This is a genomic window from Aeromonas sp. BIGb0405 (genome assembly GCF_024807335.1).
GTDB lineage: Bacteria > Pseudomonadota > Gammaproteobacteria > Enterobacterales > Aeromonadaceae > Aeromonas > Aeromonas rivuli.
The window spans coordinates 142,142-167,443 of the sequence record NZ_JANUEP010000005.1; the positions used below are offsets into that span (position 1 = coordinate 142,142).

General features: G+C 62.4%; 23 protein-coding genes and 1 riboswitch. Of the genes, 6 read left to right on the plus strand and 17 right to left on the minus strand.

Annotated elements, in window-relative coordinates; genetic code table 11:
- Window positions 1-2: 2 nt before the first annotated feature.
- The gene (gene wecB, locus M2366_RS13625; RefSeq protein WP_259269963.1) at window positions 3-1,085 is read right to left on the minus strand and encodes a non-hydrolyzing UDP-N-acetylglucosamine 2-epimerase; all 1,083 of its coding nucleotides are present in this window, start codon (window positions 1,083-1,085) and stop codon (window positions 3-5) included.
- Window positions 1,086-1,794: 709 nt separating this feature from the next.
- On the minus strand, window positions 1,795-3,654 hold the full coding sequence (locus tag M2366_RS13630; RefSeq protein ID WP_259269964.1) for a M3 family metallopeptidase: 1,860 nt from the start codon (window positions 3,652-3,654) through the stop codon (window positions 1,795-1,797).
- Between the two features lie 301 nt (window positions 3,655-3,955).
- A riboswitch (cyclic di-GMP riboswitch) is annotated at window positions 3,956-4,039 on the plus strand.
- 58 nt (window positions 4,040-4,097) lie between these two features.
- Between M2366_RS13630 and gbpA the strand changes: the two genes are divergently transcribed.
- Window positions 4,098-5,519, plus strand: coding sequence for an N-acetylglucosamine-binding protein GbpA (gene gbpA / locus M2366_RS13635; protein WP_042044258.1), 1,422 nt, complete (start codon window positions 4,098-4,100; stop codon window positions 5,517-5,519).
- Between the two features lie 81 nt (window positions 5,520-5,600).
- Here gbpA and cbl read toward each other — a convergent pair whose 3' ends face one another.
- From cbl to M2366_RS13670, 7 genes are all read right to left on the minus strand, one after another.
- Entirely contained in the window at window positions 5,601-6,548 is a 948-nt protein-coding gene (cbl, locus tag M2366_RS13640) for an HTH-type transcriptional regulator Cbl (RefSeq protein WP_042044418.1), read from the minus strand.
- Window positions 6,549-6,808: 260 nt separating this feature from the next.
- Window positions 6,809-6,937 carry a hypothetical protein gene (locus M2366_RS13645; protein ID WP_259236970.1) on the minus strand — a complete coding sequence of 43 codons (129 nt, stop codon included), beginning with the start codon at window positions 6,935-6,937 and terminating at the stop codon, window positions 6,809-6,811.
- A gap of 2 nt (window positions 6,938-6,939) precedes the next feature.
- Window positions 6,940-8,004 carry a sulfate/molybdate ABC transporter ATP-binding protein gene (locus tag M2366_RS13650; RefSeq protein WP_259269965.1) on the minus strand — a complete coding sequence of 355 codons (1,065 nt, stop codon included), beginning with the start codon at window positions 8,002-8,004 and terminating at the stop codon, window positions 6,940-6,942.
- Between the two features lie 9 nt (window positions 8,005-8,013).
- Window positions 8,014-8,868, minus strand: coding sequence for a sulfate ABC transporter permease subunit CysW (cysW, locus tag M2366_RS13655; protein ID WP_310508875.1), 855 nt, complete (start codon window positions 8,866-8,868; stop codon window positions 8,014-8,016).
- Window positions 8,869-8,909: 41 nt separating this feature from the next.
- Complete coding sequence (gene cysT, locus M2366_RS13660) at window positions 8,910-9,749, minus strand: sulfate ABC transporter permease subunit CysT (RefSeq protein ID WP_042044262.1); 840 nt, start codon at window positions 9,747-9,749, stop codon at window positions 8,910-8,912.
- A gap of 285 nt (window positions 9,750-10,034) precedes the next feature.
- Complete coding sequence (locus tag M2366_RS13665) at window positions 10,035-10,571, minus strand: alpha/beta hydrolase (protein WP_259269967.1); 537 nt, start codon at window positions 10,569-10,571, stop codon at window positions 10,035-10,037.
- Between the two features lie 55 nt (window positions 10,572-10,626).
- Entirely contained in the window at window positions 10,627-11,628 is a 1,002-nt protein-coding gene (locus M2366_RS13670; protein WP_042044264.1) for a sulfate ABC transporter substrate-binding protein, read from the minus strand.
- Between the two features lie 229 nt (window positions 11,629-11,857).
- Between M2366_RS13670 and M2366_RS13675 the strand changes: the two genes are divergently transcribed.
- The 3 genes from M2366_RS13675 (at window position 11,858) to M2366_RS13685 (ending at window position 14,122) form a co-directional block, all read left to right on the plus strand.
- Window positions 11,858-13,117 (plus strand): MgtC/SapB family protein, encoded by a 1,260-nt coding sequence (locus M2366_RS13675; RefSeq protein WP_259269968.1) that lies wholly within the window; start codon window positions 11,858-11,860, stop codon window positions 13,115-13,117.
- 79 nt (window positions 13,118-13,196) lie between these two features.
- Window positions 13,197-13,787, plus strand: coding sequence for a sugar O-acetyltransferase (locus tag M2366_RS13680; protein WP_259236966.1), 591 nt, complete (start codon window positions 13,197-13,199; stop codon window positions 13,785-13,787).
- Window positions 13,784-14,122, plus strand: a complete 339-nt coding sequence (locus M2366_RS13685) for a DUF1294 domain-containing protein (RefSeq protein ID WP_042044266.1) — start codon at window positions 13,784-13,786, stop codon at window positions 14,120-14,122. The genes M2366_RS13680 and M2366_RS13685 overlap by 4 nt, the downstream gene beginning before the upstream one ends.
- A gap of 170 nt (window positions 14,123-14,292) precedes the next feature.
- On the opposite strand, the gene ptsG is transcribed toward M2366_RS13685, so the two are convergent.
- From ptsG to M2366_RS13705, 4 genes are all read right to left on the minus strand, one after another.
- Window positions 14,293-15,747, minus strand: a complete 1,455-nt coding sequence (ptsG, locus tag M2366_RS13690) for a glucose-specific PTS transporter subunit IIBC (RefSeq protein WP_259269969.1) — start codon at window positions 15,745-15,747, stop codon at window positions 14,293-14,295.
- A 109-nt stretch (window positions 15,748-15,856) separates the two neighbouring features.
- Window positions 15,857-17,104 carry an ABC transporter substrate-binding protein gene (locus M2366_RS13695; protein ID WP_052448277.1) on the minus strand — a complete coding sequence of 416 codons (1,248 nt, stop codon included), beginning with the start codon at window positions 17,102-17,104 and terminating at the stop codon, window positions 15,857-15,859.
- Between the two features lie 343 nt (window positions 17,105-17,447).
- Complete coding sequence (locus M2366_RS13700; protein WP_042044268.1) at window positions 17,448-18,890, minus strand: HAMP domain-containing sensor histidine kinase; 1,443 nt, start codon at window positions 18,888-18,890, stop codon at window positions 17,448-17,450.
- Window positions 18,880-19,584: a response regulator gene (locus tag M2366_RS13705; protein ID WP_259269970.1), complete on the minus strand. Its 705-nt coding sequence runs from the start codon at window positions 19,582-19,584 to the stop codon at window positions 18,880-18,882. The genes M2366_RS13700 and M2366_RS13705 overlap by 11 nt, the downstream gene beginning before the upstream one ends.
- A 197-nt stretch (window positions 19,585-19,781) precedes the next feature.
- Here M2366_RS13705 and M2366_RS13710 point away from each other — a divergent pair, with 197 nt between their 5' ends.
- A complete protein-coding gene (locus M2366_RS13710; RefSeq protein WP_259269971.1) occupies window positions 19,782-19,994 on the plus strand; it encodes a hypothetical protein in 213 nt (70 codons plus the stop codon).
- Between the two features lie 37 nt (window positions 19,995-20,031).
- The gene (locus M2366_RS13715) at window positions 20,032-20,493 is read left to right on the plus strand and encodes a GNAT family N-acetyltransferase (protein WP_259269972.1); all 462 of its coding nucleotides are present in this window, start codon (window positions 20,032-20,034) and stop codon (window positions 20,491-20,493) included.
- Window positions 20,494-20,639: 146 nt separating this feature from the next.
- Here the strand turns inward: M2366_RS13715 and M2366_RS13720 are convergent, their stop codons facing one another.
- From M2366_RS13720 to M2366_RS13735, 4 genes are all read right to left on the minus strand, one after another.
- Complete coding sequence (locus M2366_RS13720) at window positions 20,640-21,275, minus strand: FMN-binding negative transcriptional regulator (protein WP_259269973.1); 636 nt, start codon at window positions 21,273-21,275, stop codon at window positions 20,640-20,642.
- Between the two features lie 201 nt (window positions 21,276-21,476).
- A complete protein-coding gene (gene argH / locus M2366_RS13725) occupies window positions 21,477-22,862 on the minus strand; it encodes an argininosuccinate lyase (protein WP_259269974.1) in 1,386 nt (461 codons plus the stop codon).
- Between the two features lie 230 nt (window positions 22,863-23,092).
- A complete protein-coding gene (locus M2366_RS13730) occupies window positions 23,093-24,328 on the minus strand; it encodes an argininosuccinate synthase (protein WP_042044275.1) in 1,236 nt (411 codons plus the stop codon).
- 51 nt (window positions 24,329-24,379) lie between these two features.
- Entirely contained in the window at window positions 24,380-25,291 is a 912-nt protein-coding gene (locus M2366_RS13735) for an ornithine carbamoyltransferase (protein ID WP_042044276.1), read from the minus strand.
- Window positions 25,292-25,302 lie beyond the last annotated feature (11 nt).

The window sequence follows — 25,302 nt, forward strand, 5'->3', positions numbered from 1 at the left end:
CATTACCCCAGCAAGACGTCAGCCATGATGGCGACGATACGTGCACAGGCCTGACCATCCCCAAACGGATTCGCCATGGCACGGGGGGCAAAATCCCCGGCCTGCCACAACTCGGTCACCCGCTTGACGATCCGCTCCTCGTCCGTGCCCATCAGCTCGGCATAACCCGACTCCACGGCCTCGGGCCGCTCGGTCTCTTCGCGCAATACCAGCAAGGGGACCCCGAAGGTGGGCGCCTCTTCCTGCAAGCCGCCAGAATCCGTCATCACCAGCCAGGCATCGGCAATGGCCTGCTGCATGGCCAGGTAATCGAGCGGCTCGGTCAGGGTGACATTGGGCAAGTGCCCGAGCAGGGGATAGACCACCTGCTTGATGACGGGATTGAGGTGCACGGGGAAGAGCACTTGCATCTCGGGATTGGCTTGGGCGAGACGCGCGATGGCACGGCAAATCCCGGCCACTTCATCACCCCAGTTTTCTCGCCTGTGCACCGTGACCAGCAGATGGCCGGGCTGAGGTTTGTGCCGGTTCAGGCCATGACGCTCTGCGGCCCACAGCTGGGCATCGATGACGGTGTTGCCGGTCACATGTACCCGCTCTGCCGGAACTTGCTCGGCCAACAGGCAGGCGCTGGCCCCCTCGGTCGGAGCCAGGTGCAGACTAGCGATGCGGCCAATCATCTGACGTAGCCCCTCTTCAGGGAAAGGCCTGTCGAGGCGGTAGGTGCGCAGTCCCGCCTCCACGTGGGCCACGGGAACCTGATGGTAGAAGCCGGTCAAGGCGCCGAGGAAGGCGCTCTCGGTATCCCCTTGTACTATCACCATGTCCCATTGCGCTTGCGCCATCAGGGCCTCAAGCTGACCACGGCAGCCTTGGCTGAATTCGAACAGGCTGGCCCCCTGGCGGGTCAAGCTCCAATCCGGCGTGATATCAAAGCAATCGAGGAGCTGAGTCGCCATGCTGTCGTGCTGGCCGGTGTGCACCCAGCGCACATCGGCCCAGGGTGCCTGCTTGAGCCCATGATAGAGGGGGGCCATCTTGATTATTTCCGGGCGAGTACCCGATACCATCATGATCTTTTTCATCGCAACGAACTCCGTTCATAGACTGACATCACAGCAGGAGTCTAGACGACCAACATGTCATTGGTTCGCACTCACTGCCGGATAATATCAATAGATTACAAGTCTCTAGGGAGGGTCAGCAAGTCAATGGGGCTTACTCATCCGACGGATGCTCGCCCGATAGATATCCAGATGCCATGAGTCAGGCGGGTACTTGTCTCTACAACAGCACCCTGTTCGCACGACCCTTGCGGAGTCGGCCATCATCATGAATGGATATGGAACGAGATATAGCGGCAGATCGTCGAACCCTCGTCACAGGCAGCCCAGCCATCTCGAGAGGGAGATCTGTGACTTTCCGAGCCCGGTTCACACCGAGGGTGGCGTTAATATGCTCTGTTTCTGAACAGAAAAAATCTACATTTAAAATGTAAAAAATCCAACAGACAGAATATAAACCGTACATTTAGTTTATTTTTGAATTTAATTCTAATTTTTAGCTATCGCCCAATACCTGTCATCACAAACGTCCTGTTTTGTTCAATGAGAAGCAATTGTGAAAATTCAGTTTACCTGTTGAAACTGAACCGGGACTGACTCAGGCCAGGTAAGCCTGGATAAAAATAGCCCAAATGACCCCAATCCCACATGATAGCCCCCATAAAAAGAGCCCCTTTCGGGGCTCTTTTAGCGGTTTCGCGATCACCTAAAGTGAGACGGGTTGCCCCTATCAAGCCGAGTCGGCCGCGGCACTCTGACTCTCGGTTTCCCGGCCACGGATCCAGGCAGCAAAATCGGTCAGCATCCGGGTTTCGGACTGGCTGTTATCCGCCACCAGTTTGTCCCCATGCACCACACGAATATGGGCATTGAGGGGGGCGCCTTCCCCGGCCGGTTGCCGCTCGCGGGCCGCGGCCATGCAAGCCTGGGCCTGCTGCCAGGCCTGGGCCACATCCAGATTGCAGGCATCGGCCAGGGGTCTGGCGCTAAAGCCCTCGCCGGTCAGGCTCTGCAAGGTCTGATCATGGCTCATGCCATTGCCCGGCCCCCAGTAGTGAGCGGCGAGATCCGGGCCTATACGCGGATTGTCGGTCAGATAACCGTCGCGTTTGAGGAAATAACTGCGGGTCTGCTCCACCGCCATCAGCGCCAGCAGATAACCATGATAGGCACAGGCCGACTCCTGATTGAGCAGATGGGGAATGGCGAGCAAGGGACGGGGACTCTCGACCCCCAGGATCTGCCGCTCCCATTGGCGAGCCAGGGTCAACACGGCCTCCGGGCTGCGCGCGTCATCCTCCATGGCATAGAGATCCCGCTCGAAATAGGCGACCAGGGCTATCTGGCGCTCGTTGAAGGCCCGAAACGGCTGGCGCGCCGCAATCATCTCCTCAATCAGCGCATCCGGGATGGCACGGCCTTGCTCATCCTTGGCATAGCGTTTCAGCCAGTCCGCATCCTCGAGCAGGCTGTCGCAGAACATGGATTGAGTCTCGGCATACGCCATGGAAGTGGGCGGGAACTCCTGGGAGAAGCAGGGGGCATTGCCGGTCACATTGGCAAAATGAGCCGCATGGCCACCTTCATGGAACAGGGTGTTGAGCCCGCTCCAGCCGCTGCCGACCTGACCCGGGTTGGCCAGGCTGGTGAAGTTGACCACGGCGGGCACCCACTGCCCCTCCTGCCAGAAGCTCGGCACCGGACCATGGCAAAAACCATTCTCGTACTTGCCGGGTCTGTCCAGCAGATCCAGGGTCAGCACCGCATCTCGGTATTGAATGCCGAGACGGCGGAAGCTCTGCACCCAGTCTTGCAAGGCGCGGGAGAAGGGCACATAGGGATCGAGCTGACGGGTCACGTCACCACTGACCGAGAAGCGCAGATTATGGGGCAGCAGCGCGGCCTCCCCCTTGGCCTGTTCAAGCTCGACCAGGCTCTGGCGGGTACGCGCCTCGGTGCGGGCGATGAAGTCATCCAGGATGACGAACAGCTGCTCTGGGCTCATCTGCTCGTTCTTGCGCACCTTGTATTCGAAATAGTCGCGATAACCCATGGTGCGGGCAAAGCGATTGCGCAATTGAACGATCTCCAGGAAGCCCGAGTCCAGGGCCCACTGCTCCAGGGTATGGAAGAGTGCCACGGCGCTGGCTCGCACCGCCTCGATCGGGCTCGCGACCAGGGAGGCGCTGGCGGCGGGCAAGCTGCCGGGAACTGTCCGGCCCTGCTCATCCAGCAGCTCGAGTTTGAGCTCCTTGCGACGGGCAAAGAGCGCGGCCTCGGCGGCCACCAGCTCGTCCATCAGGGCAGCGGCGGCCGGATCCTCGATGACGTTGCACTCGAAGAAGGCGAGCCACCCCGACAAGCCGCGCTTGAGACTCGTCTCCTCGGCCTGGCCCAGCATCTCCCTGAGCTCGGGCAACCGGGCCGGATTGGCACAGAACCCCTTGTAGGCCTGCTCGGCTGCGGTGAAGCCCGCCTGATCATCGCTGGTGCCCATATAAGTCGACCAGAACAGATCCTCCTTGCGCCTGTGCAGCGCCAGATAGTCCTGATTCAACCGGTTGAAGTAATTCCTGGCAATGGAATTCATAAGTTCCCTCTTGTTGTTATAGGGCCAATCCAGGTTGACCCCGTTGCTATGTGCGCTGGGATGCGCAGCTCCACGCTAGCAGAAGCCAACCCCTCTGTCAGCGCCCACCATCACCTCTGAACAGTGACTGTGATGTCACACCATGCGCGGCTATGGCCAGCATCCCTTCTGCCGCTGGCAAGCCACCCGTTGTCGCAAAAAGGTGGCTGGCAGCTCAGTTCAGTCCCTTTTTTGAAATTAATGTTAATTTTTTGTTCAAAATTAGCCATGATAAGTCGTCGAGTGAAACCGACACCCAGACACAGTCATTTGGCAAACCGGTCGAAAGGCCAGGACGCAAAGCCTCCGGTCCCGGGATCAAGCACGGGATAGCGGGGTTGCAGCAGGTGTTCGGGGGCTCCCCGCCAAGCTGACTGCCCAGACAGACTCAACACAAGGAATCTATGGCAGTGAATCAACCACTTCATCGTCTTGCCGTCATCACCGCCCTGTTGGCCAGTGGTGGCGCCCTTGCCCACGGCTACATCAGCAGCCCGGAAGCCCGCAACACCCTTTGCAAGAACGGAGGCAACATAGGCTGCGGCGCCATCCAGTGGGAACCCCAGAGCCTGGAAGCGCCGTCCGGCTTCCCGAACGGCGGGCCCGCCGATGGCGACATAGCCTCGGCTGGCCATGCCCAGTTCGCCGAGTTGAATGCCCAGACCAGCGATCGCTGGACCAAGCGCACAGTGAGTGCCGGTGCCATCGATATCAGCTGGACCTTTACCGCCAACCACGTCACCCGCAACTGGCGCTACTACCTCACCAGGCAAGATTGGGATCCCAATCAGCCCATCAGCCGCAGTAGCTTCGATCTGACCCCCTTCTGTGTCATCGACGGCGGCATGGTACAACCCCCCAAGCAGATGACCCACAGCTGTACCCTGCCAGCTCGCACCGGCTATCAGCTGATCTTGGGGGTCTGGGAGGTGGGGGATACCCCCAACAGCTTCTACAACCTGATCGATGCCCGCTTCCAGGATGGCGAGCTGCCGCCGCTGGCCTGGAGCCAGAGCGGTACCATCTACCCCTCGGTGGACCTCAAGGCCGGAGACAGAGCCATGACCCGGGTGTTCGATGCCAACGGCGAGCGCCCCGAGTTGCAGACTGTGCTCACCGTAGCCAGTGACGAGCAGGGGCTCAAAAATAACTGGGCCCAGGCGCTGGCCAGCAAGATAAACGCCGAGCAGAGCGAGATCCGTGCCGGCCAACCGGGTAGCGGTGACAGCTTCAACCCCGTCTATGGCCAGAACCCCGTCTACCTGAAGGCAGGCAGTGGCCTGGCCCGGGTCGAGATCCAGCTTGAGCAGCAACCTGCCCCCGTGGCCGACAGCCTGGTGGTGAGTGGTCTCGCCGATAGCTACCCGCTCGATGGCGGCAACCTCAAGCTCGACTTCACCCTGGCAGTGCAGGGGGACTTGAGTGTAACGGCCACCCTCTATGACCATGGCGGCGCCGCCAAGGGTCAGGTCAAGACCGACATCAAGGACGCCAGCCAGAGCCTGAGCCTGGCCCTGACCGGTCTCAGCGCCGGTCATCACCAGCTGGTGCTCGCAGGCACCCCCAAAGGAGGCGGCGCCCTGTTGCAACAGACCCATGACCTGATGCTTCAGGATCCTGTCAGTGGCGACTACCAGTATGTTTTCCCGGCCTCTCTCTCCTCTTACAAGGGGGGGGTCAAGGTGCTGCAGCCCAAAGATGGCAAGATTTACCAATGCAAACCCTTCCCCGCCGAAGGTTGGTGCAGCCAGTGGAGCAGCAACGCCACTCACTATGAGCCTGGGGTAGGCAGCCATTGGCAGGAGGCCTGGTTGTTGGTGCAGTGATGGCCTGATACGAGCATGAAGAAGGGGAGCCATGGCTCCCCTTCTTCATGAGGTGACTGGCGCCACCGATAACCTGAGCGCTCAGATCTGATAATCGATGAGCGGCTCACCATGGAGCGCCCGGGCCTGGATGTCGGCCAGCGCCAGCTCGGGGTTGCAGAGCTGGATGAACTGCCAGGCGAAGTTGTGTTGGAACTGCCCCTGCTTGAGGCCAATCCAGGCGGTGTGAGGGGCGAACAACCGGCTGCCGTCGAGCTGGTGGAGCCCCAGATCGCGCTGAGGATCGAACGCCATGTCCGCCAGGATGCCCACCCCCATCTCCAACTCCACATAGGTCTTGATGACGTCCGAATCCTGGGCGGTCAACAGGATCTGGGGCGAGATCCCCGCAGCGGCAAAGGCCTCATCGACCCTGGCCCGTCCGGTCAAACCCGCCTGATAGGTGATGATGGGCCACTGGGCCAGGGCCCCCAGACTCAGCTCGGCCTCCTCGCTGAGGGGGTGCCCCCTTGGTACCACTATGTTGTGATGCCAGCGGTAGTAAGGAAAAGCCACCACCCCTTCGCTGCGATCGAGCTGCTCGCTGCTGATGCCGATATCCACTTCACCGGTTTGCAGCAGCCGCACTATCTCCTCCGGCCCCCCCTGACGCAGCTCCAGCTGCACCTCGGGGAAGCGCTCACGGAACGCCTTTACCACCTTGGGCAGGGCGTAACGCGCCTGAGTATGGGTGGTCGCCACCAGCAGCCGCCCCGACTCGCGGTTGGCGAAGGCGCTGGCCAGCTTGCGGATATTGCCCGCATCATTGAGGATGCGCTCGGCGATCACCAATAGCTCCTTGCCCGGCTCCGTCATGCCAAGCAACCGCTTGCCGTAGCGCACGAACAGGGCGATGCCGAGTTCCTCCTCCAGCTCGCGGATATGGCGACTGACCCCGGACTGAGAGGTGAACAGGGCGTTCGCCACCTCGGTCAGGTTGTAGTCGCGCCGAGCCGCCTCCCTGATGATCCGTAACTGCTGAAAATTCACCCTCGCCTCCTCCATGCCAAGGGTTGCCCCTTATCCGTGATGAAACCGTTACGGTTCCCATGTTTGTGTTTGCCTTGCCCAACCTGGAGGGACGCCACATTCAGGAGTCAGCCATCGCTCCCTCAGATCTGATAATCCGGGTAGAGCTGAGCCTGTCTGGCCACCAGCCGCACCGTCTGCCCGGCGCTGAATTGGCTAGCCTCGGCACGGCTCAATTCGGCTTCGGGCTTCGAAACAGCGCCCCATTTGCGATGCCAAGGTCAGATCTGATAATCCGGGTAGAGCTGAGCCTGTCTAGCCACCAGCCGCACCGTCTGACCGGCCCTGAAGTGGCTGGCCTCGGCACGGCTCAACTCGGCTTCGACACAGCGCCCCATTTGCGATGCCAAGGTCAGATCTGATAATCCGGGTAGAGCTGGGCCTGTCTGGCCACTAACCGAACTCGCTGACCGGCACTGAAGTGGCTGGCCTCGGCACGGCTCAATTCGGCTTCGAATAGTGCCCCATTTGTCTCCCCGCCGCCACGCAGTTCGACCCGGATGCGCGGCCCCATCGGCAGCAATCGGCTGATGGTGGCCTCCACCCCGCCCTGGGTTTCGAGGGGATGCAGTTCCAATTCGTGGGGACGCACATAGGCGATGGCCGCACTGCCCTGACTGAGATCGGCACGGCCACCGGCAAGCAACTGCTCGCCGACCCCAAACCCCTGAGCCGCCACCCGGCCATGAAACAGATTCACGCTGCCGAGGAAACTGTGCACGAACGCACTGGCTGGCTTGTCATAGACCTCGGACGGGGTGCCTATCTGCTCCACCTTGCCGGCATTCATCAGCACCACCCGATCCGCCACTTCCAGCGCTTCCTCCTGATCGTGAGTGACAAACAGGCTGGTGACGTGCAACTCGTTGTGCAACTCCCGCAGCCAGCGACGCAACTCCTTGCGCACCTGGGCATCGAGGGCGCCGAAGGGCTCGTCAAGCAGTAACACCTTGGGTTGCACCGCCAGGGCGCGCGCCAGGGCAACTCGCTGGCGCTGACCACCGGAGAGTTGCGTCGGATGTCTATCCGCCACATGGCTGAGCTGTACCAGATCTAGCAGCTCCCTGACCCGGGCACGGATGACCGGCTCGCCGGGGCGCTCGGCTCTGGGCTTCACCCTCAAGCCGAAGGCCACGTTCTCGAACACCGTCATATGGCGAAACAGGGCGTAGTGCTGGAACACAAAACCCACATTGCGCTCACGCACATGGAGGGCGCCTGCGTCCTCGCCCCGGATCACTATGCGGCCCGAATCCGCCTGCTCCAAGCCGGCGATGATGCGCAGCAAGGTGGTCTTGCCACAGCCGGAGGGGCCGAGCAGCGCCACCAGTTCACCATCCTTGAAGTCGAGGTTGATGTCACTGAGCGCCGCATATTGGTTGAAGCTCTTGGTTAACTGTTGCACCTGTATGCTCATGACGGCCTCTTACGACGCGCTATGGGATGATGGAGTCCGGCTACGCAGCCGGTTCAGCAGGGTTTCCCCCACCAGGGTGAAGATGCCAAACAGGGCGAGCAGGCTGGCCACCGCGAAGGCGGCACCGGTCTGATACTCGTTGTAGAGGATCTCGATATGGAGCGGCAGGGTGTTGGTCTGGCCGCGAATGTGACCCGAAACCACTGAGACGGCGCCAAACTCCCCCACGGCCCGGGCGGTACAGAGCAGGACGCCATACATCAGGCTCCAGCGAATGCCCGGCAGGGTGACGCGCCAGAACATCTGCAGGCCGCTTGCCCCCAGCATGATGGCGGCTTCCTCCTCTTCCGGGCCTCGCGCCTCCATCTGCGGCAACAGCTCGCGCACCACGAAGGGCACAGTGATGAAGGTGGTCGCCAATATGATGCCGGGGGTGGCGAAGATGACCTTGATGTCATGTTCGCTCAGCCAGTCGCCAAACCAGCCCCGGCTGCCAAACAGCAGCACCAGCATCAGGCCCGCTATCACCGGCGACACCGAGAAGGGCAAGTCGATGAGGGTGATGAGCCACTGGCGCCCCGGGAAGCGAAAGCGTGCGATGGCCCAGGCCGCAGCCAGGCCGAACAGCACATTGAGCGGCACCGAGCACAGGGTCACCAGCGCGGTGAGTCCCAAGGAGCTCAAGGCGTCGGGATCACTGATCGCCTGCCAGAAGAAGGCCAACCCCGGGCGCAGCGCCTGGATAAAGATGGTGGCCAGGGGCAACAGCAGCAGGACGCTGAACCAGCCCAGTCCCAGGCTTATGAGCAGCCACTTGACCCAGCGCGGATCCCGGGTGGGTGACTGGGACGGGTCGGCGACCATGGGGGCATGGGTGGTCGCATTCACTGCGATGGCGGATGAGTTCATGCTCGGCTTCCTCCTATGCGGGCCCAGCTCCAGGCTTGCAGCTGGTTAATCAGCAACAGCATGACGAAAGAGATGAGCAGCATGACCAGGGCGATGGCGCTGGCCCCTGCATAGTCGTACTCCTCCAGGTGACTCATGATCATCAAGGGGGCTATCTCGGAGACCATGGGCAGGTTGCCGGCGATGAAGATGACGGAGCCGTATTCGCCGACCCCACGGGCAAAGGCCAGGGCAAAGCCGGTGATCAGCGCCGGGACCAGGGTCGGCAGCAGCACCCGCAGGAAGGTCTGCCAGCGGTCGGCCCCCAGACTGGCCGCGGCCTCCTCCTGCTCTGCTTCGGCCTCGCGCAGCACGGGTTGCAGGGTGCGCACCACGAAGGGCAGGCCAATGAAGGTCAGGGCTATCACCACCCCGGCCGGGTTGTAGGCGAGGGTGATATCGAGGGGGGCCAGGAGCTGGCCTATCCAGCCGTTGGGCGCGAAGATGGCGCACAGGGCGATGCCGGAGACGGCCGTCGGCATGGCGAAGGGCAGGTCGATCAGGGCATCCACCAGACGGCGACCCGGGAAGCGGTAGCGCACCAGTACCCAGGCCAGGATCAGGCCAAAGAGCGTGTTGAGCAGGGCCGCGACCAAGGCGGCAACGAAGCTCAATCTGAAGGAGGCGAGCACCCGGGGGGAACTGATCACCTGCCAGAACTCAGCGGCGCTCATATGGTTGACCGCAAACAGCAGCAGCGCGGCGATGGGCAAGAGGACCAGTAGGCCCAGATAGAGCAGGCTGAACCCCAGGGTGGTGCCCAGACCGGGCAGGACGGAGTAAGAACTAAAACGCATAACGAGTCCGTTTGTTATAAGTCGCTTTCGATAAGACGATTCTGCGCACTCCAGACCCCACAACAAACTGCCAATAACGGCTTTGCTAAGCACTTTTTTGGCTAAGCGACCCCCGTCCATAAAAAAGACCCGCATCGTCCAGATGCGGGTCAGAAAGGAGCTTGCCAAGCACTATCAAAAATCGCCTGCCAGCGGGCTATCCATGCCCACCGCTTTATCTCTCCTCTGCCGATAGCAACGACCACCACCATGATCAACGCCCTTCAAAAGGGGGGATCCCGGCTCTCAAACCGTGTCGGCGACCAGCTCGGCCCGGCGATAGAGCTCGCCGAGCAGTTGCAGACCGCAAGCCCACTCCCCATGCCCGGATTGGGCATTGAGATGACCCGCCTCACCGGCATCATGGAGGGGAAGCTGCCACTGTTGACGCCAATATTTTGCTCGCTCGAAGCTCATCCAGGGGTCGCTGCGGCTCGCTACCAGCTGGGCGCAGACCCCGAGGGGCCCGGCCAGCAACTCATCTGCAATCCCGAAGCAGGCGGGATCGGCGGGCGCGACCAGGAAGAGCGAGGCGACCTTGTCCGGTTGCAACTGGCTGGCGCGGATAGCCGCCAGGGCGCCGAAGGAGTGAGCCACCAGATGGGCCTTGCCGCGCCGACTCCTGAGCTTGCCCGCCAGCTTGGCACTCCACACCGTCAGATCCGGTTTATCCCAGGGCAGCCCCACCATGCGTTGCCAGTGGGGAAAGTCGTGATGCCAGCGGCTCTGCCAGTGATCCGGGCCGCTGTCGTGCAGGCCGGGAACCAGTAGGATCTTGTTCATCATGTCGCTCCTCTGCTTGCTCGCCCCAGGGTATCAAGGCACCAGCGGCTGCTGCTCAGCGGCCCGGCTGGTAGATCTGGTCGAACAGCCCGCCCTGGGCAAAGTGTCTCTTCTGCGCCTTCTCCCAATCCCCTTCCAGCTCCTTGACGGTGAACAGGGTCAACTGGGGGAACTGGGCCGCCGTCTCCTGCTGAACCTTCGGCTGGCTTGGGCGGTAGTGATACTTGGCGATGAGGCGCTGCCCTTCGTCGGAATAGAGGTACTCGAGATACGCCTTGGCCACCGCCTCTGTGCCATGTTTCCTGGCGACCTTGTCGACCACGGCCACCGGCGGTTCGGCCAGGATGGAGACCGACGGCACCACCAGCTCGAACTTGTCGCCGTTACCGGGCTGATCCAGCACCAGCAGCGCCTCGTTCTCCCAGGCGAGCAGCACATCCCCCAGCCCCCGCTCCGTGAAGCTGGTGGTGGCGCCCCGGGCACCGGAATCGAGCACCTTGACGTTCTTGAACAGCTCGCCGACGAACTGCTTGGCCCCCTCCTCGCTCCCCGTGCTCTTCAGGGCATAACCCCAGGCGGCGAGGTAGTTCCAGCGCGCCCCTCCCGAGGTCTTGGGATTGGGGGTCACTATGCCGACATCGGGGCGAACCAGATCGTCCCAGTCCTTGATCTGCTTGGGATTGCCCTTGCGCACCAGGAAGACGATGGTGGAGGTGTAAGGCGCGGCGTTATTGGCCAGCCGACTCTGCCAGTCGGTGGCAATCAACCCCTCCTTGGCAATGGCATTGACGTCGTAGGCCAGGGCCAGGGAGACCACATCGGCCTCCAGCCCCTCCGTCACGGCGCGGGCCTGCTTGCCGGATCCGCCATGAGACTGGCTCACCACCACCTGGTCCCCGGTCTTGGCCAGCCACTGCTTGGCGAAGGCGGCGTTGTACTCATGGAACAGCTCCCGGGTCGGATCGTAGGAGACGTTGAGCAGCCGGATCTCGGCGGCCTGGGCCTGACTCAGGGTCAGCAAAGAGAAGAGGGTGAAGGCGGTCTTGGTTAATGTCATGGCGATACTCCTTTATCTGGGATGTATTCAGCATGCCCATGATTTGTTATGCCCAGAACCAAGAAATTACGCTTTGCTTATCTCATTTACTCATATCAAGTCCGCTCCCTCGCCCTCTCTCCGGACTCTGTGAGACAGCGCCCAGGCCCCGGCATCAGCTTGTGCCATCCTCAGCACAGGGCGATGGCACAAGCGGCCATGAGGGTCAGACGATCAGGAGGAGAACCCCATGTGGATCGAGGCGGAACCCGTCTACGGCGCTCTGGTGTCACTGGCCATAGGGCTCATCATAGGACTGGAGCGCGGCTGGCAGGTGCGCCAGCTGGGGGACAACCAGCGCATCGCCGGGATGCGGACCTATGGTCTCATCGGCCTGCTCGGCGGCGTCTGCGCCCTGCTGCTGCCGACCCTGGGATCCTGGTTGGCCCTGCTCGGCCTGCTGGCTGTGGCGGCTGGCTGCGGCCTCTCGGTCTGGCTGGCCCAGCGCTGGCAGGGGGAATTTGGCCTCACCAGTTCGGTGGCCATGGTGCTCACCTACCTGCTGGGGCTGATGTCTGTGCTGCAAAGCCCGAGCGAGGCGGTGGCCTGCGCCGTGCTGGCGGCGCTCTTGATGGGGCTCAAGGGCCAGATCCAGCAGGGCATGCTGTTTCTGAGCGAGACGGAATTTCACGCCACCCTGCGCTTCCTGCTCATCTCTCTGGTGCTGCTGCCGGTGCTGCCCGACGTCGAGATGGGCCCCCTCAACGCCTTCAACCCCTTCAAGATCTGGCTGATGGTGGTGGTGATCGCCGGCATCTCCTTCTCTGGCCACTTCGCGGTGCGCCTGCTCGGCACCCGCGCCGGCCTGGTGCTCACCAGCATGCTGGCGGGGCTCGCCTCCTCCACCGCCCTCACCCTGCAGTTTGCCCGCCTCAACAAGGAGCAGCCCGGGCTGGAGCGGCTGCTGGCCACCGGCATACTGCTGGCGGGCGCCACCATGTGGTTGCGACTGCTGGTGCTGGTGCTGCTCATTCACAACGAGCTGGCCATGCGCCTGACCCTCCCCCTGCTGCTGCTGGCGGCCATCGTCTATGGCTTCGCCTTCTGGTTCTGGCGCCAGCGCGAGGAAATGACCGACAACCCGGTGCAGCCCGAAACCCGCAATCCGCTGGATCTCGCCACCGCCATCAAGTTCGGCCTGCTGCTGGCGCTGATCGGCTTCATGGCCACACTGCTGCAGAGCAAGGTGGGCAACTCCGGGGTCTATCTGCTGGCGCTGGTCTCCGGCATCACGGACGTGGACGCCATCACCTTGTCTCTCTCCCAGCTCGCCCACAAGGAGCTGGCGCTGGAGGTGGCGGCCCGGGCCATTCTGCTGGCCGGGCTGGTCAACTCCCTGGTGAAGGGGCTGCTGGCCCTGGTGATCGGCGGCCGCCGGCTGGGGCTGAGGGTGATGCTGCCCTACCTCCTCTCAGTGCTGCTGATCCTGCCCCTGCTCTGGCTGGGCTGACCTGGTCATCAGGGATCCCCTGACGCCGCACTGCCCGTCACGTATACTGGCGCCTCTTGGCACATGAGAGGAGGTGAGCATGGCAAGCGACTGGGACAAGGTACTGGCGGGCGGCGCCCTGAACAGCCAGAGCGAGGAGATAGCGAACGACCGCATTCGCGGCCAGGCCCTGCTGGCGAGACTCAACGCCACACCGGCGGGGGATCACCAGGGGCGCCAGCGCCTGTGCGCCGAGCTGTTCGGCCACTGCCCCGACTCCTGCTGGATAAGCTCCCCCTTCATCTGCGAATTTGGCCGCAACATCCATCTGGGGGAGAAGACCTTCTTCAACTTCAACGTCACCATACTGGACGTGGGCGAGGTGCACATCGGCAGCCATGTGCTGCTGGCCCCCAACGTGCAGATCTACACCGCCACCCACAGCATGGACTATCTGGAGCGCCGCAACTGGACCGCCTACAACAAGCCGGTGCGCATCGGCGATGACTGCTGGATTGGCGGCGGCGCCATCATCTGCCCCGGCGTCACCATAGGGCCGCGCTCCATCATAGGCGCAGGCGCCGTGGTGACCCGCGACATACCAGCGGACTCACTGGCGGTGGGCAACCCGGCCCGGGTGATCCGCACCCTCAGCCCGGACGAGCCCCGGGATCCGGCGCTGCTGTCATGATGGGGCTGGCCCTGATCCCGCTTGGCTGGGCCAGCTGGCTTGGCGTGCAGAGCGGCCTCTGGTGGCCCCTTGGCCTGATAGTGCTGATGAGCCTGCTGACCCTGGCCGCCTACGCCTGGGACAAGCGCCAGGCGGTGCGCGGCGGCTGGCGCATCCCGGAATCCCGCCTGCACCTGCTGGAGCTGCTCGGCGGCTGGCCCGGCGCCCTGGTGGCCCGCCACTGGCTGCGCCACAAGACCCAGAAGGGGAGCTACCGGCTCCGATTCTGGGCCATCGTCTGGGGCCAGTTGTTCTTGCTCGGGCTCTGGCTCAGCCGCCCCTTCTGGCTAGCCTGACCCATCACTTGCACCAAAAAGAGAGGGCCCCACCAGCGGTGGGGCCCTCTCTTTTTTTCAGACCTTTCCATGGGGCGGATCACACCGCCAATCCCCGCCATCCCGGCCTTGAGATGGCCTGAGCGACGAGCACACTGGCCCCGGCGTACATCACTCTGATCCTGAGGCGCTTACACCGCCAGCGCCGCCGACATCTCGGTCTTGATGTTGTCGGATCGGGTGCCGAAGATGGCCTGCAGGTTGTTGCCCACCACCAGTACGTCGATGGCGCCAAGGGCCTTGATGCGGGCAATATCGGCCAGCTTGATGTCATGCAGAGTGACCCTTAGCCGGGTGATGCAGGCATCCAGGTGCTCTATGTTTGCCGCCCCCCCCATGGCCTCGACCAGATCCAGCGCCAACTCGTCTTGCTCCTTGATGTCCACCGCCTGCAGCGGCTGGCTCTCCCGCCCCGGGGTCTTGAGGTTGAACTTCAGGATGAAGAAGCGGAACAGGAAGAAGTAGAGCAGCGCCCAGAGCGGCCCGATGATCAGGAACCACCAGGTGTTGTGGGTCTGGGGCAGATTCAGGTAGAGGAAGAACTGCAGTGCGCCATGGGCAAAGTCGGTGCTGTGCACTATACCCAGGTAGTTGGTCAGTGCGAAGGCGACCCCGGTCAGCAGGGTGTGAACCACATAGAGCATCGGCGCCACGAACAGGAAGGCGAACTCCACCGGCTCGGTGATCCCGGTCAGCCAGGAGGTGAAGGCCGCCGACAGCATCAGGCCGCCCACCAGCTTGCGTTTCTCGGGCTTGGCGCAGCTATAGATGGCCAGGGCCGCGGCAGGCAGGGCCCACATGGAGTACATGTAGCCACCGGCCAGACCACCGGCATTGGGATCCCCCTTGAAGAAGCGCACCAGCTCCCCCGTTACCACTTCCTCGGTCTGCGGGTTGGTCCAGCTGCCCAGCTCGTTGAAGAAGAAGGCGTTCCAGATGTGGTGCAAACCGGTCGGGATCAGGGCGCGCTCGACCAGACCATAGATGCCGAAGGTGATCGATTTGTTCAAGGTGCCCAGGTAGGCGGTGAACTCGAAGATGGCGGAGCCAACCACGGGCCAGATGAAGCCAAGCATGACCCCGAGGAAGATGCCGCTAAAGCCGGTAATGATGGGCACGAAGCGCTTGCCGGCGAAGAAGCCCAGGTATTCGGGCAGCTTCAAGGTGTGGAAGCGGTTGAAGAAATAGGCCGCCAGGGATCCCATCAAGATGCTGCCGAGGATCCCCATGTTGAGGGTGGGAATGCTCATCACCTCTGTGTTGGTCTCAAGGCCGCGCAACACCACCGTCTTGCCGAGGGCCGCGTTCATGGTGATGAAGCCCACCACGGCGGCCAGGGCGGCCGTGCCGTCATTGTTGCGGGCAAGGCCGATGGCGATGCCGATCAGAAACAGCAGCGGCATGTTGCCGAAGATCCAGTCCCCCGACACCATCAGCACGCTCCAGAAGGACTCCGGCAGGAAGAGGTGCCCCTGGGCACCAAAGTTGCCTATGCCCAGCATCAGGCCGGCGGCGGGCAGGGTCGCCACGGGTAGCATCAGACTGCGGCCGACCCGCTGCGCCTGGGAGAAAAACGATCCGGACATGGCTCAATTCCTTTTTGATGGTTGTCCGGAAGATGTTACCGGGTCGGCGCGGCCCGCGAGTATCAATAGGCTATCGGATTGTAATGAAACGGTTACAAAGCCGACATGTTCACCCCTTGGCGGAGGCCGTGCGTGCCACGGCGCCGAGGCGGCGGATCACCCCCTCCCTGTCGAGATCGGGCTGATTGAAGAAGCGATAGAGCTCGCTCTCGACCGCCTTCTGATAGAGGGGATGCAACGCCATGGAATCCGCCACGCTCGGCATCAGATTGCCGGCGGCCTCGGCCCTGTCGTAGTCGATGCGCGACAACTGGGCACAGGGATTGAAATCGGCCAAGGAGAGATCCCGGCGCACCGGGATCGAGCCCTTGGCGCGGTTGAAGGCGAGCTGGAAATCCGGGCTGGCCAGCGCCCTGGCAATCCCGAGATGGTCTTTGGGCAGGTTGGCGTTGAACATCACGAAGCTGTCCATGTTGTAGACATAGAGCCCCTGGGTGCCAGGTGCCGGCAGGCACTGGATCTGCTCGGGCACGGCCACACCTCGGGCCAGCAGATCTCCCAGAACCCAGTCCCCCATCAACTGGAAGGCGGCCTTGCCCTCGGCAAGATCGGCGGTGGCCTGATCCCAGCTCTGCTGGCTCAGGGTCGGCAACACCAGCTCGCTCAACTCGCGAAAGCGGTCCAGGATCTGGCGACTGGTATCACTGCCGAGCGCCACCGGGTCCAGCTCGACGAAGGCCTTCTGGTAATACTCCTTGCCCCCCATCCCCAGCGCCAGGCTCTCGAACAGCAGGGCCACCTGCCAGGGGTCGTTGCCGAGCGCCAGCGGTTTGATGCCCTTGGCCTTGAGGGCCCGCAGCGCATCGAGAAAGCCGGGCCAGTCGGTGGGCGGCGCAATGTCGAGCCGGGCCAGCAGGGCGCGGTTGACCCACATCCAGTTGAGGCGATGCACGTTGACCGGTATCCCCATGTAGTGGCCCTTTATCTTGTTTACTTGGGGAGCGACCCCCAGCAGTTGCTGATCCCAGTGCTGTTCGACTGCCACCTCATCCTGGGGCTGGATGAAACCGAGCAGGGTCCAGGAGGCGATGGCCTGCCCCTCAAGCTGGGCCAGGGCCGGGGGATTGCCCGCGATGGCTCTGGCCTGCAGCACATCCATGGCGCTGTTGCCTCCGCCGCCAAGGATGGCGGCATTCTTGAGCTCCACTCCGGCCCCTTGCAACTGGGTCGTCACCACGGCGAAGGCAGCCTGCTCCCCCGGGGAAGTCCACCAGTGCAACATCTCCACCTCGCCGGCCAGGGCGTCATGGAGCGGCAGGGCCAGCAACCAGGCCAGGGCCCGCAGGGAATTAGTCAAGGTTGAGCTCCAGTACCAGGGTCAGACCATGGGGTTGATGATTGTGAAGATGAATGTCGCCGCCGTGGATGCGGGCGAGGGTGAGCTGCCGGGCAGGGCCCGCAGGGAATCAGTCAAGATTGAGCTCCAGTACCAGGGTCAGACCATGGGGTTGATGATTGTGAAGATGAATGTCGCCGCCGTGGATGCGGGCGATGGTGAGCTGCCGGGCAGGGCCCGCAGGGAATCAGTCAAGGTTGAGCTCCAGTACCAGGGTCAGACCATGGGGTTGATGATTGTGAAGATGAATGTCGCCACCGTGGATGCGGGCGATGGTGAGCTGCCGGGCAGGGCCCGCAGGGAATTAGTCAAGGTTGAGCTCCAGTACCAGGGTCAAACCATGGGGTTGATGATTGTGAAGATGAATGTCGCCGCCGTGGATGCGGGCGATGTGGCGGGCTATGGTGAGGCCGAGCCCGCTGCCGGGCAGGGCCCGGGTCGAGGCCACCCTGAAGTAGGGATCAAACACCCGCTCCATCAGCGCCGGACTGATGCCCGGCCCTTGGTCACTGAATGCGATCCTCACCTTGTCCCCCTGGCGCGCCACCTGCACCGAAAGGCGCTCTCCATACTTGATGCCGTTGTCTATGATGTTTTGCAGGCAGCGCTTGATGGCCAGCGGCTTGCCGACCAGCATCAGGCTGGAGGGCCCTTGCAGCGTCATCCTCAGCTCATCGTGGTTATGGAGCTCGCCACAGCGGCGCAGCATGCCCATCAGATCCAGCGCCTCTATCTCCTCGTGGATATGGGTCTCTTTCATGCACTGCAAGGCACCCTTCACCATCAGCTCCATCTCGTCCAGATGGGCTGCGAACTTGTCCCGCACCTCGGCATCATCCAGCATCTCGGTACGCAGCTTGAGGCAGGCCAGCGGGGTTTTTAGATCATGGGACATGGCGCTGAACAGCAGATCACGCTCATGCAGGTGGCTGCTGATGCGCCGCTGCATCTTGTTGAAGGCGTGGATGGCGGCGCGGGTCTCGCTGCTCCCCTCCTCCTGCACCTCGGGCACCTCCCGCTTGCTGTCGAGCAGGGTGGCGGCCCGCGCCAGGTTGCGGATGGGCCTTATCTCCTTGCGCACCACCCACCAGGTGGCGATCAGTATGATGAGCGCCGAGCCCAGCATGAAGCCGAGCTGATTCAGGGTGAAGAAGCGGGGATCAAGGCTGTCATAAGGGGCGGGCAGCGCAGCCGCCAGATAGAACCAGGCGGTGGGCGACACGGCGATCTGTATCACCAGAATGGGCGGATTGAGCTCCCCCAGTGCCAGGCTGTAGTGGGCCCAGTTCAGGGGCAAGTCGTCGATGGGGAGCTCGGTGTTGAACACCCGCAGATCGGCGCGATTGGTAAACTCGACCCGGGTGGTCACCTCGCTGCCCAGCTCCTGCTGCAGCACGCGCCGCACCTCGGTCACCATGTGCTCGCGGCGGGACGAACCCGAGATGGGGGTCACCGGCAGCGGGTGATTGTTGAGGGAGACGAAGAAGCGGGTGCCCCCCATGTTGCGCAGCTGCTCCAGCACCAGATGGCGGTAATCCTGGGGCAGCTTGCGAAAGAAGGCGATGGTGGAGGAGGCGCTCAGGGCCATGCTGCGCACAGTGCTGATCAAGCCCTGCTCCTGAGCCTGATTGCTGTGGCGATACCAGAAATAACCGGCGCACAGCTCGGCGGCCAGGATGACGCACAGCAGGAACAGGCTGGTGCGGCTGGCCAGGGAGCGGGGCCCCCAGCCACGGCTAGGCCTCATAGACGGTCTCGGTCGCCAGCATGTAGCCCTTGTTGCGCACCGTCATGATCAGGGTGCGATCCTTGTCATCCAGGGCCTGGCGCAGCCGGGAGACCTGTACGTCTATGCCCCGCTCGAACGGGTCGCTCTCCCTCCCCCAGATCTCATGGGAGATGAGATCCCGGCTGAGCAGCTCATTGGGGTGGCGAATGAAGAGGCCGAGCAGGGTGTAGTCGGCCCCCGATAGCTGACGCGGCGCCTCTCCCGCACGGGAGAGCTGACGGGTCACGCTGTCCAGGGTCCAGGGGCCGAAGCTGATGCGCCGGGCAGTCGCCGCCTGCTGGGTGAGACGGCTGCGCCGCAGCAGCGCCTTGATCCGGGCCAGCAGCTCCCGGGGATTGAAACTCTTGGTGAGGTAATCATCCGCCCCTATCTCGAGCCCGGCGATACGATCGGCATCCTCGGTCACGGCGGTCAGCATCATGATGGGCACGTTGGAGAGGCGGCGCAGCTGAGAGCAGAGGGTGAAGCCGTCATCCCCGGGCAGCATCACGTCCAGGATCACCAGATCCGGCATGCCCTGGCGCACCTGCTGCCACATGGCCTCGCCATCACAGGCGGTGCGTACCTCGAAACCGGCGCGGCCCAGATATTCGGTGAGGGTATCGGTCAGCGCCTGGCTGTCATCGACGATGAGAATGACTTTACTGTCCATGGCATTATCAATCTGGCTACGAAGATCGGCCTAACTTACCAGCACTGGCGCGCCAGGGTCGAGGCAATTGGCAGGCTTTTTGTAACCAAACTCTTACAAATCAGCCAAGATGGGATCCCCCGCTGGGCAAGACGGGGCGGGGCTGTCAAAATGGCCGGACTAACCCCGACCGGGGTCCTGCTGCCAGGGAGGCAAACATGAGTCTGTGGACCGCCATCGTCCTTATTGTTCTGATCAGCATGCTGTTCGGCTATCTCGGCAAGCGCGCCCGCTACCAGCTGGGGGATGCCCGCATCACGGATCGCCTCGGCAAGCAGGACATGCTCATCGCCGAGCTGCGGGAGCGGATCGCCAACCTGGAGGCCATCGTCATCGAGGAAGAGAAGCGCCGGCCATTCAGAGATCTCTGAGCCGGGCACCCAGTCTCCGTTATCCAGAGAGGAAACAATGAACATTCGACGATTCAACATCGGGGATGAAGCCGCGTTATTTAAGGTTTTTTTATCGGCAGTGCATGAAGTTGCATCGGCAGAGTACACAGCGGAGCAGATTCAAGCATGGGCACCCGAGGATATTTCCCAGACGCTGTGGGCTGACCATATCAGGACATTACGCCCCTTTGTCGCTGACATTGATGGTGACATCGCCGGGTATGCTGACGTTCAACCCAATGGCTATATCGACCACTTTTTCGTGGCTGGCTCTCATGCACGACAAGGGGTCGGCACCCGCTTGATGATGCGCCTTCATGAAGAGGCCAGGTTATTGGGTATCGACGAACTGACAGCCGATGTGAGCAAGTCGGCGGAACCCTTCTTCGCACTGCATGGCTTTCATGTGGAGGAGCGAAGGTATCCCGTCCGCCGCGGCGTCATGATCCCCAATGCATTGATGCGCAAGGTATTGTAGTCCAGGCAGCCAGCCCCATGGCTGGTCTCGAAATGGACGCTATGGCGCCAGCCGCTTGGCCAATGATGCTCTGAACGGACGCACCATCAACAACGGCAACCCATGGGTTGCCGTTTTGCTATCTATCCACATAGCGGAATGTATCGCTATCGCGGCGAGAGTGGTGACTCTTGCATCGCCTCCGCCAGCGCCGTCTGGCCCTTGGCCTGCAAAGCATCGACGGCCCCCAGCCGGTCGCCCTCCTCCTTGTTCTGACTCAGCTTGAACTTGCCCACCAGCTGGCTGACCTCGATCTCTATGCCCACCACGGCCTGTACCATGGCTTCGATATAGTCTCTCGGCGCGTCCGCCATCTTCCAGGGAGCGGGCTCGGCAGCCTCCTGGGTGCGGGTCAGGCCCGCCAGCAGGCGGCGCACGAAGCGGGCATCGTCCCGCACCCGAATGCGACCATGGGCGTGCACCACCGCATAGTTCCAGGTGGGCACCTGCTGATGATGTGCCTGCTTGCTCGGATACCAGCTGGGGGAGATGTAGCCCTCGGCGGCCCTGAAGATCACCAGAACCTCCTGCCCTTCCTTCACCTCCTGCCAGAGCGGGTTGTTGCGCGCCACATGGGCGCGCAGGATCCCATGTTCCCCCTCCCCGGCATCGAACTCGAACGGCAGGTGGTTGGCATCCAGCCCTGCCGGGCCATGAACCACCAGAGCCGCCAAGGGATGGGCCTGCATCAGCTCGTGGATCACTTGGCTGTTGGGGGCTTCGAAGTGAGGGGGTAGATACATGACAACTCCTTGAATGATGACAGGCCTGAATGCCATTCAGACGAAAAACCTTATCCTCTCCCACATCGGCACGGTGGGCCAGGCAGGATCGTGGATCAGTGTCCATGTTCGGCGCCCGACTGACACGCCGGTGAACAATAGAAAACGGCAACCCCGAGGTTGCCGTCTTGTGCGCATTGGAATCAAACCGCAGCGGTTCGGTTAACCGGCGCGCTTGGCCAGCCAAGCCTCGGCGGCGGTGAGGGCCGCATCCACCAGCTCGCGGGCGACGCCACCTTTGGCGACCCGCTTGGCCAGGGTCGCCTCCAGCTCCAGGTTCGGATACACATCTTCGCCTACGACAGGGCTGAAGCGCTGGAACTCAGGCAAAGAGAGCTCTTCCAGCGGCTTCTTCACCTGGATCGCGTAGACCACAGTTTCGCCGACTATATGGTGCGCTTCACGGAACGGAATCCCCTTGGCCACCAGATAGTCCGCCAGTTCGGTGGCGTTGGCGTAGCCGCCCTGGGCTGCCGCCTTGGTGCGCTCGCCATTCACTTTCAGATCGATCAGCACCAGGGCCGCCATGTCGAGGCAGTCGTGCCAGGTGTCGAGGGCGTCGAACAGCCCTTCCTTGTCTTCCTGCATGTCCTTGTTGTAGGCCAGCGGCAGCGCCTTGAGGCTCATCAGCATGCCCATCTGGGCGCCGACCACCCGGCCAGTCTTGCCACGGATGAGCTCCAGCGCGTCCGGGTTCTTCTTCTGGGGCATCAGGGAGGAGCCCGAGGTGACCGCATCGGAGAGCTCGACGAAGCCCGCCTCGCCGGTGTTGTAGAAGATCAGGTCTTCGGCGAAGCGCGACAGGTGCGCCATGGAGAGGGACGCCACGTGCATCAGCTCCACCACATGATCCCTGTCGGAGACCGAGTCCAGGCTGTTGCGGGTCGCACCGCTAAAGCCCATGTCCAGCGCCAGCGCCTCACGGTCGATGGCATAGGCGGTGCCCGCCAGGGCGCCGCAGCCGAGCGGACTGGTGTCGAGCCGTTTCAGGGCATCCTGCAGACGGGAATGGTCCCGCTCCAGCATCTCCACATAGGCCAGCGCCCAGTGGGCGAAGGTGACCGGCTGGGCCCGCTGCAAATGGGTGTAACCGGGCAGCACGGCAGCCTGGTTGGCGCGCGCCGAATCAACCAGCCCCTGTTGCAGGGCAGTGATGGAGCCGAGCAGCAGCTCGCCCTGGGCCTTGCACCAGAGTTTCAGGTCGGTGGCGACCTGATCGTTGCGCGAGCGGCCGGTGTGCAGCTTCTTGCCGAGATCGCCGACGGCGGCGATGAGCTGGCTCTCGACCCAGGAGTGGATATCTTCGGCATCCGAACTCAGGATCTGCTGGGGATCCTGCTGCACCGAGGCGAGCAGCACCTCCATCGCCTGTTGCAGTTTGCCCTGCTCATCGGCGGTCAACACGCCCACCTTGACCAGCGCTTTGGCCCAGGCCATGGAGCCCTGAATATCCTGCTCCGCCAAGCGGTAATCGAAGCGCAAGGAGTCATTGAACTGCTTGAACCTGCTATCTGCCCCCTGACTGAAGCGTCCACCCCAAAGTGCCATACTGCTCTCCTTGAATCTGTTATCGGTGGCGCCACTTGCGCCCGCCGCTCGTTATCTCGATGAAGGGTTATCTCATAAAAAGGGGCGCGCTGGCGCCCCATTCGTCACGCTTGAGGGTCGGTCTGCCGACTCTCCCACCCCGATGGCTAAGGGCTGACCCTTAGCCATCACGGCGTCTTGATAAATGAGGGGGCCAGGCCCCCTCGCTTATCTGGTCATGAAGGTGACGATCAACCGTGGGTATGGTCGCCGCCCACCGCCAGATTCTGCTCTTTCAGGGCACGAATGCGGCTGGCCAGGGTGTAGAGGCGGATAAAGCCTTCGGCATGGCTCTGGTCGTACACCTCGTCGGCGCCGAAGGTGGCGAAATCTTCGGAGTAGAGGCTGTTGGCGGAACGCTTCTGGGTCGCGCTCACCTGGCCCTTGTACATCTTCAGCACCACTTCACCGTCCAGATCCTCGGCGATGGCATTGGCAGAGGCCAGTACCGCCTTGCACAGCGGGGTAAACCAGCGGCCGTCATAGACCAGATGGGAGAACTCGGCGCCGAGCTTCTCACGCCAGGAGCGGGTCGGCTTGTCCAGCACCAGCTCTTCGATGGCACGCAGGGCCGCCATCATGACGGTGCCGCCCGGGGTCTCGTAGCAACCACGGGACTTCATGCCCACAAGACGGTTCTCGGTGATGTCGATACGACCGACGCCGTGCTTGCCTGCGCGCTCGTTCAGGGTCACCAGCACCTGGTAGGGGCTCAGGGCCTGGTCATCGACCGCGACGATTTCACCCTGCTTGACGGTCAGCTTGACGTATTCCGGCTCGTTCGGTGCCTGCTCCGGGGAGACGGTCCACTGCCAGACGGCGTCGGACGGCTCGTTCCAGGTGCTCTCCAGCTCGCCACCCTCGGTGGAGATGTGCCAGGCGTTGGCATCGCGGCTGTAGAGCTTCTTCAGGGTCGCCTTGCAAGGGATGTTGCGCGCTTCCAGATAGGCAAGCAGCTCTTCCCGGGAACGCATGTCCCAGATGCGCCAGGGGGCGATCACTTTGAGCTGGGGTGCCAGGGAAGCCACGGCCCCTTCGAAACGCACCTGATCGTTGCCCTTGCCGGTGCAACCGTGGGCGATGGCATCGGCCCCTTCGGCCTTGGCCACTTCCACCATGGCCTTGGCGATCACCGGACGGGCCATGGAGGTGCCCAGCAGGTAAGTGCCTTCGTAGATGGCGCCCGTCTTCAGGGTCGGATAGACGTACTCCTTGACGAACTCTTCCTTCAGGTCATAGACGATGCACTTGGTGGCACCGGAAGCCAGGGCCTTCTCTTCCACCCCTTCCAGATCATCTTCACCCTGACCGACATCGGCCACGAAGGCGATGATCTCGGCGTTGTAGTGCTCTTTGAGCCAGGGAATGATGGCCGAGGTATCCAGTCCGCCCGAGTAAGCCAGTACTATCTTGTTGATTCCGCTCATTTACTTCTCTCCATGATCAATCTTGAAAACATTAAAAACAGGGTCGGTCGCTCAGTTGTGGCCCATCAGGGTCAGCAAGATGGCGTTCTGGATATGCATCCGATTTTCTGCCTCGTCCAAAATGAGGGAGGCGGGGCCATCCATCACTTCCGAGGTGATCTCCAGCTCCCGATGGGCCGGTTGGCAGTGCAGCACATGCGCGATGCCGGTCCGGTCGAGCAGGGCCTGGTTGATCTGATAAGGCATGAAGATCTCTTTTACCTGCTCCATTGGGGTGTTGTCACCCATGGAGACCCAGGTATCGGTGTAGACAACATCGAAGCCCTCGATGTCGGCCACGTCGTCACTGATGTGAATGTGCGCGCCAGATTGAGCCGCCAGCGCCTCGGCCTGCTTGAAGATCTGGGTATCGGGACCATGGCCTTTCGGGCAGATCAGGGTCACGTCCGTGCCGAGCGTCGCCCCCAGCAGCATCAGGGAGTGACTGACGTTGTTGCCATCGCCGAGGTAGGCGAGCTTGACCTTGGACAGGTCGTCATAGTGCTCGGCGATGGTCATGAAATCCGCCAGCCCCTGACAAGGGTGGTAGAGGTTGCACAGGCTGTTGACCACGGGCACGGTCGCGTACTTCTGCAGATCGACCAGGGTCTGATGATCGAATACCCGGGCGACGATGGCATCACACCAACGGGACAGGTTGGCAGCGAAATCCTGCACGGATTCGCGCTTGCCGAGCGCCCCGTTCTGCTGATCCAGATAGACGCTGTGGCCACCCAGCTTGGCGATGCCGATGTCGAAGGTGACCCGGGTGCGCAGGGATGGCTTCTCGAACAGGGTCACCACTGCCTTGCCCGCCAGGGCCTGACGGTACTTTTTCGGGTCTGCCTTGACCTGTTTGCCCAGGGCAATCAGGGCCAGGATCTGGGCCTTGTCGAGGTCGCTGTCTTTGAGCAGGTGTTGCATCGAATCGTCCT

What these genes read in the sequence shown, in the direction of transcription:
- wecB (WP_259269963.1), bottom strand. Translation starts at nt 1,085, where the DNA reads ATGAAAAAGATCATGATGGTATCGGGTACTCGCCCGGAAATAATCAAG.
- M2366_RS13630 (WP_259269964.1), bottom strand. Translation starts at nt 3,654, where the DNA reads ATGAATTCCATTGCCAGGAATTACTTCAACCGGTTGAATCAGGACTAT.
- gbpA (WP_042044258.1), top strand. Translation starts at nt 4,098, where the DNA reads ATGGCAGTGAATCAACCACTTCATCGTCTTGCCGTCATCACCGCCCTG.
- M2366_RS13650 (WP_259269965.1), bottom strand. Translation starts at nt 8,004, where the DNA reads ATGAGCATACAGGTGCAACAGTTAACCAAGAGCTTCAACCAATATGCG.
- cysW (WP_310508875.1), bottom strand. Translation starts at nt 8,868, where the DNA reads ATGGTCGCCGACCCGTCCCAGTCACCCACCCGGGATCCGCGCTGGGTC.
- cysT (WP_042044262.1), bottom strand. Translation starts at nt 9,749, where the DNA reads ATGCGTTTTAGTTCTTACTCCGTCCTGCCCGGTCTGGGCACCACCCTG.
- M2366_RS13665 (WP_259269967.1), bottom strand. Translation starts at nt 10,571, where the DNA reads ATGAACAAGATCCTACTGGTTCCCGGCCTGCACGACAGCGGCCCGGAT.
- M2366_RS13670 (WP_042044264.1), bottom strand. Translation starts at nt 11,628, where the DNA reads ATGACATTAACCAAGACCGCCTTCACCCTCTTCTCTTTGCTGACCCTG.
- M2366_RS13675 (WP_259269968.1), top strand. Translation starts at nt 11,858, where the DNA reads ATGTGGATCGAGGCGGAACCCGTCTACGGCGCTCTGGTGTCACTGGCC.
- M2366_RS13680 (WP_259236966.1), top strand. Translation starts at nt 13,197, where the DNA reads ATGGCAAGCGACTGGGACAAGGTACTGGCGGGCGGCGCCCTGAACAGC.
- M2366_RS13685 (WP_042044266.1), top strand. Translation starts at nt 13,784, where the DNA reads ATGATGGGGCTGGCCCTGATCCCGCTTGGCTGGGCCAGCTGGCTTGGC.
- ptsG (WP_259269969.1), bottom strand. Translation starts at nt 15,747, where the DNA reads ATGTCCGGATCGTTTTTCTCCCAGGCGCAGCGGGTCGGCCGCAGTCTG.
- M2366_RS13700 (WP_042044268.1), bottom strand. Translation starts at nt 18,890, where the DNA reads ATGAGGCCTAGCCGTGGCTGGGGGCCCCGCTCCCTGGCCAGCCGCACC.
- M2366_RS13705 (WP_259269970.1), bottom strand. Translation starts at nt 19,584, where the DNA reads ATGGACAGTAAAGTCATTCTCATCGTCGATGACAGCCAGGCGCTGACC.
- M2366_RS13710 (WP_259269971.1), top strand. Translation starts at nt 19,782, where the DNA reads ATGAGTCTGTGGACCGCCATCGTCCTTATTGTTCTGATCAGCATGCTG.
- M2366_RS13715 (WP_259269972.1), top strand. Translation starts at nt 20,032, where the DNA reads ATGAACATTCGACGATTCAACATCGGGGATGAAGCCGCGTTATTTAAG.
- M2366_RS13720 (WP_259269973.1), bottom strand. Translation starts at nt 21,275, where the DNA reads ATGTATCTACCCCCTCACTTCGAAGCCCCCAACAGCCAAGTGATCCAC.
- argH (WP_259269974.1), bottom strand. Translation starts at nt 22,862, where the DNA reads ATGGCACTTTGGGGTGGACGCTTCAGTCAGGGGGCAGATAGCAGGTTC.
- M2366_RS13730 (WP_042044275.1), bottom strand. Translation starts at nt 24,328, where the DNA reads ATGAGCGGAATCAACAAGATAGTACTGGCTTACTCGGGCGGACTGGAT.
- M2366_RS13735 (WP_042044276.1), bottom strand. Translation starts at nt 25,291, where the DNA reads ATGCAACACCTGCTCAAAGACAGCGACCTCGACAAGGCCCAGATCCTG.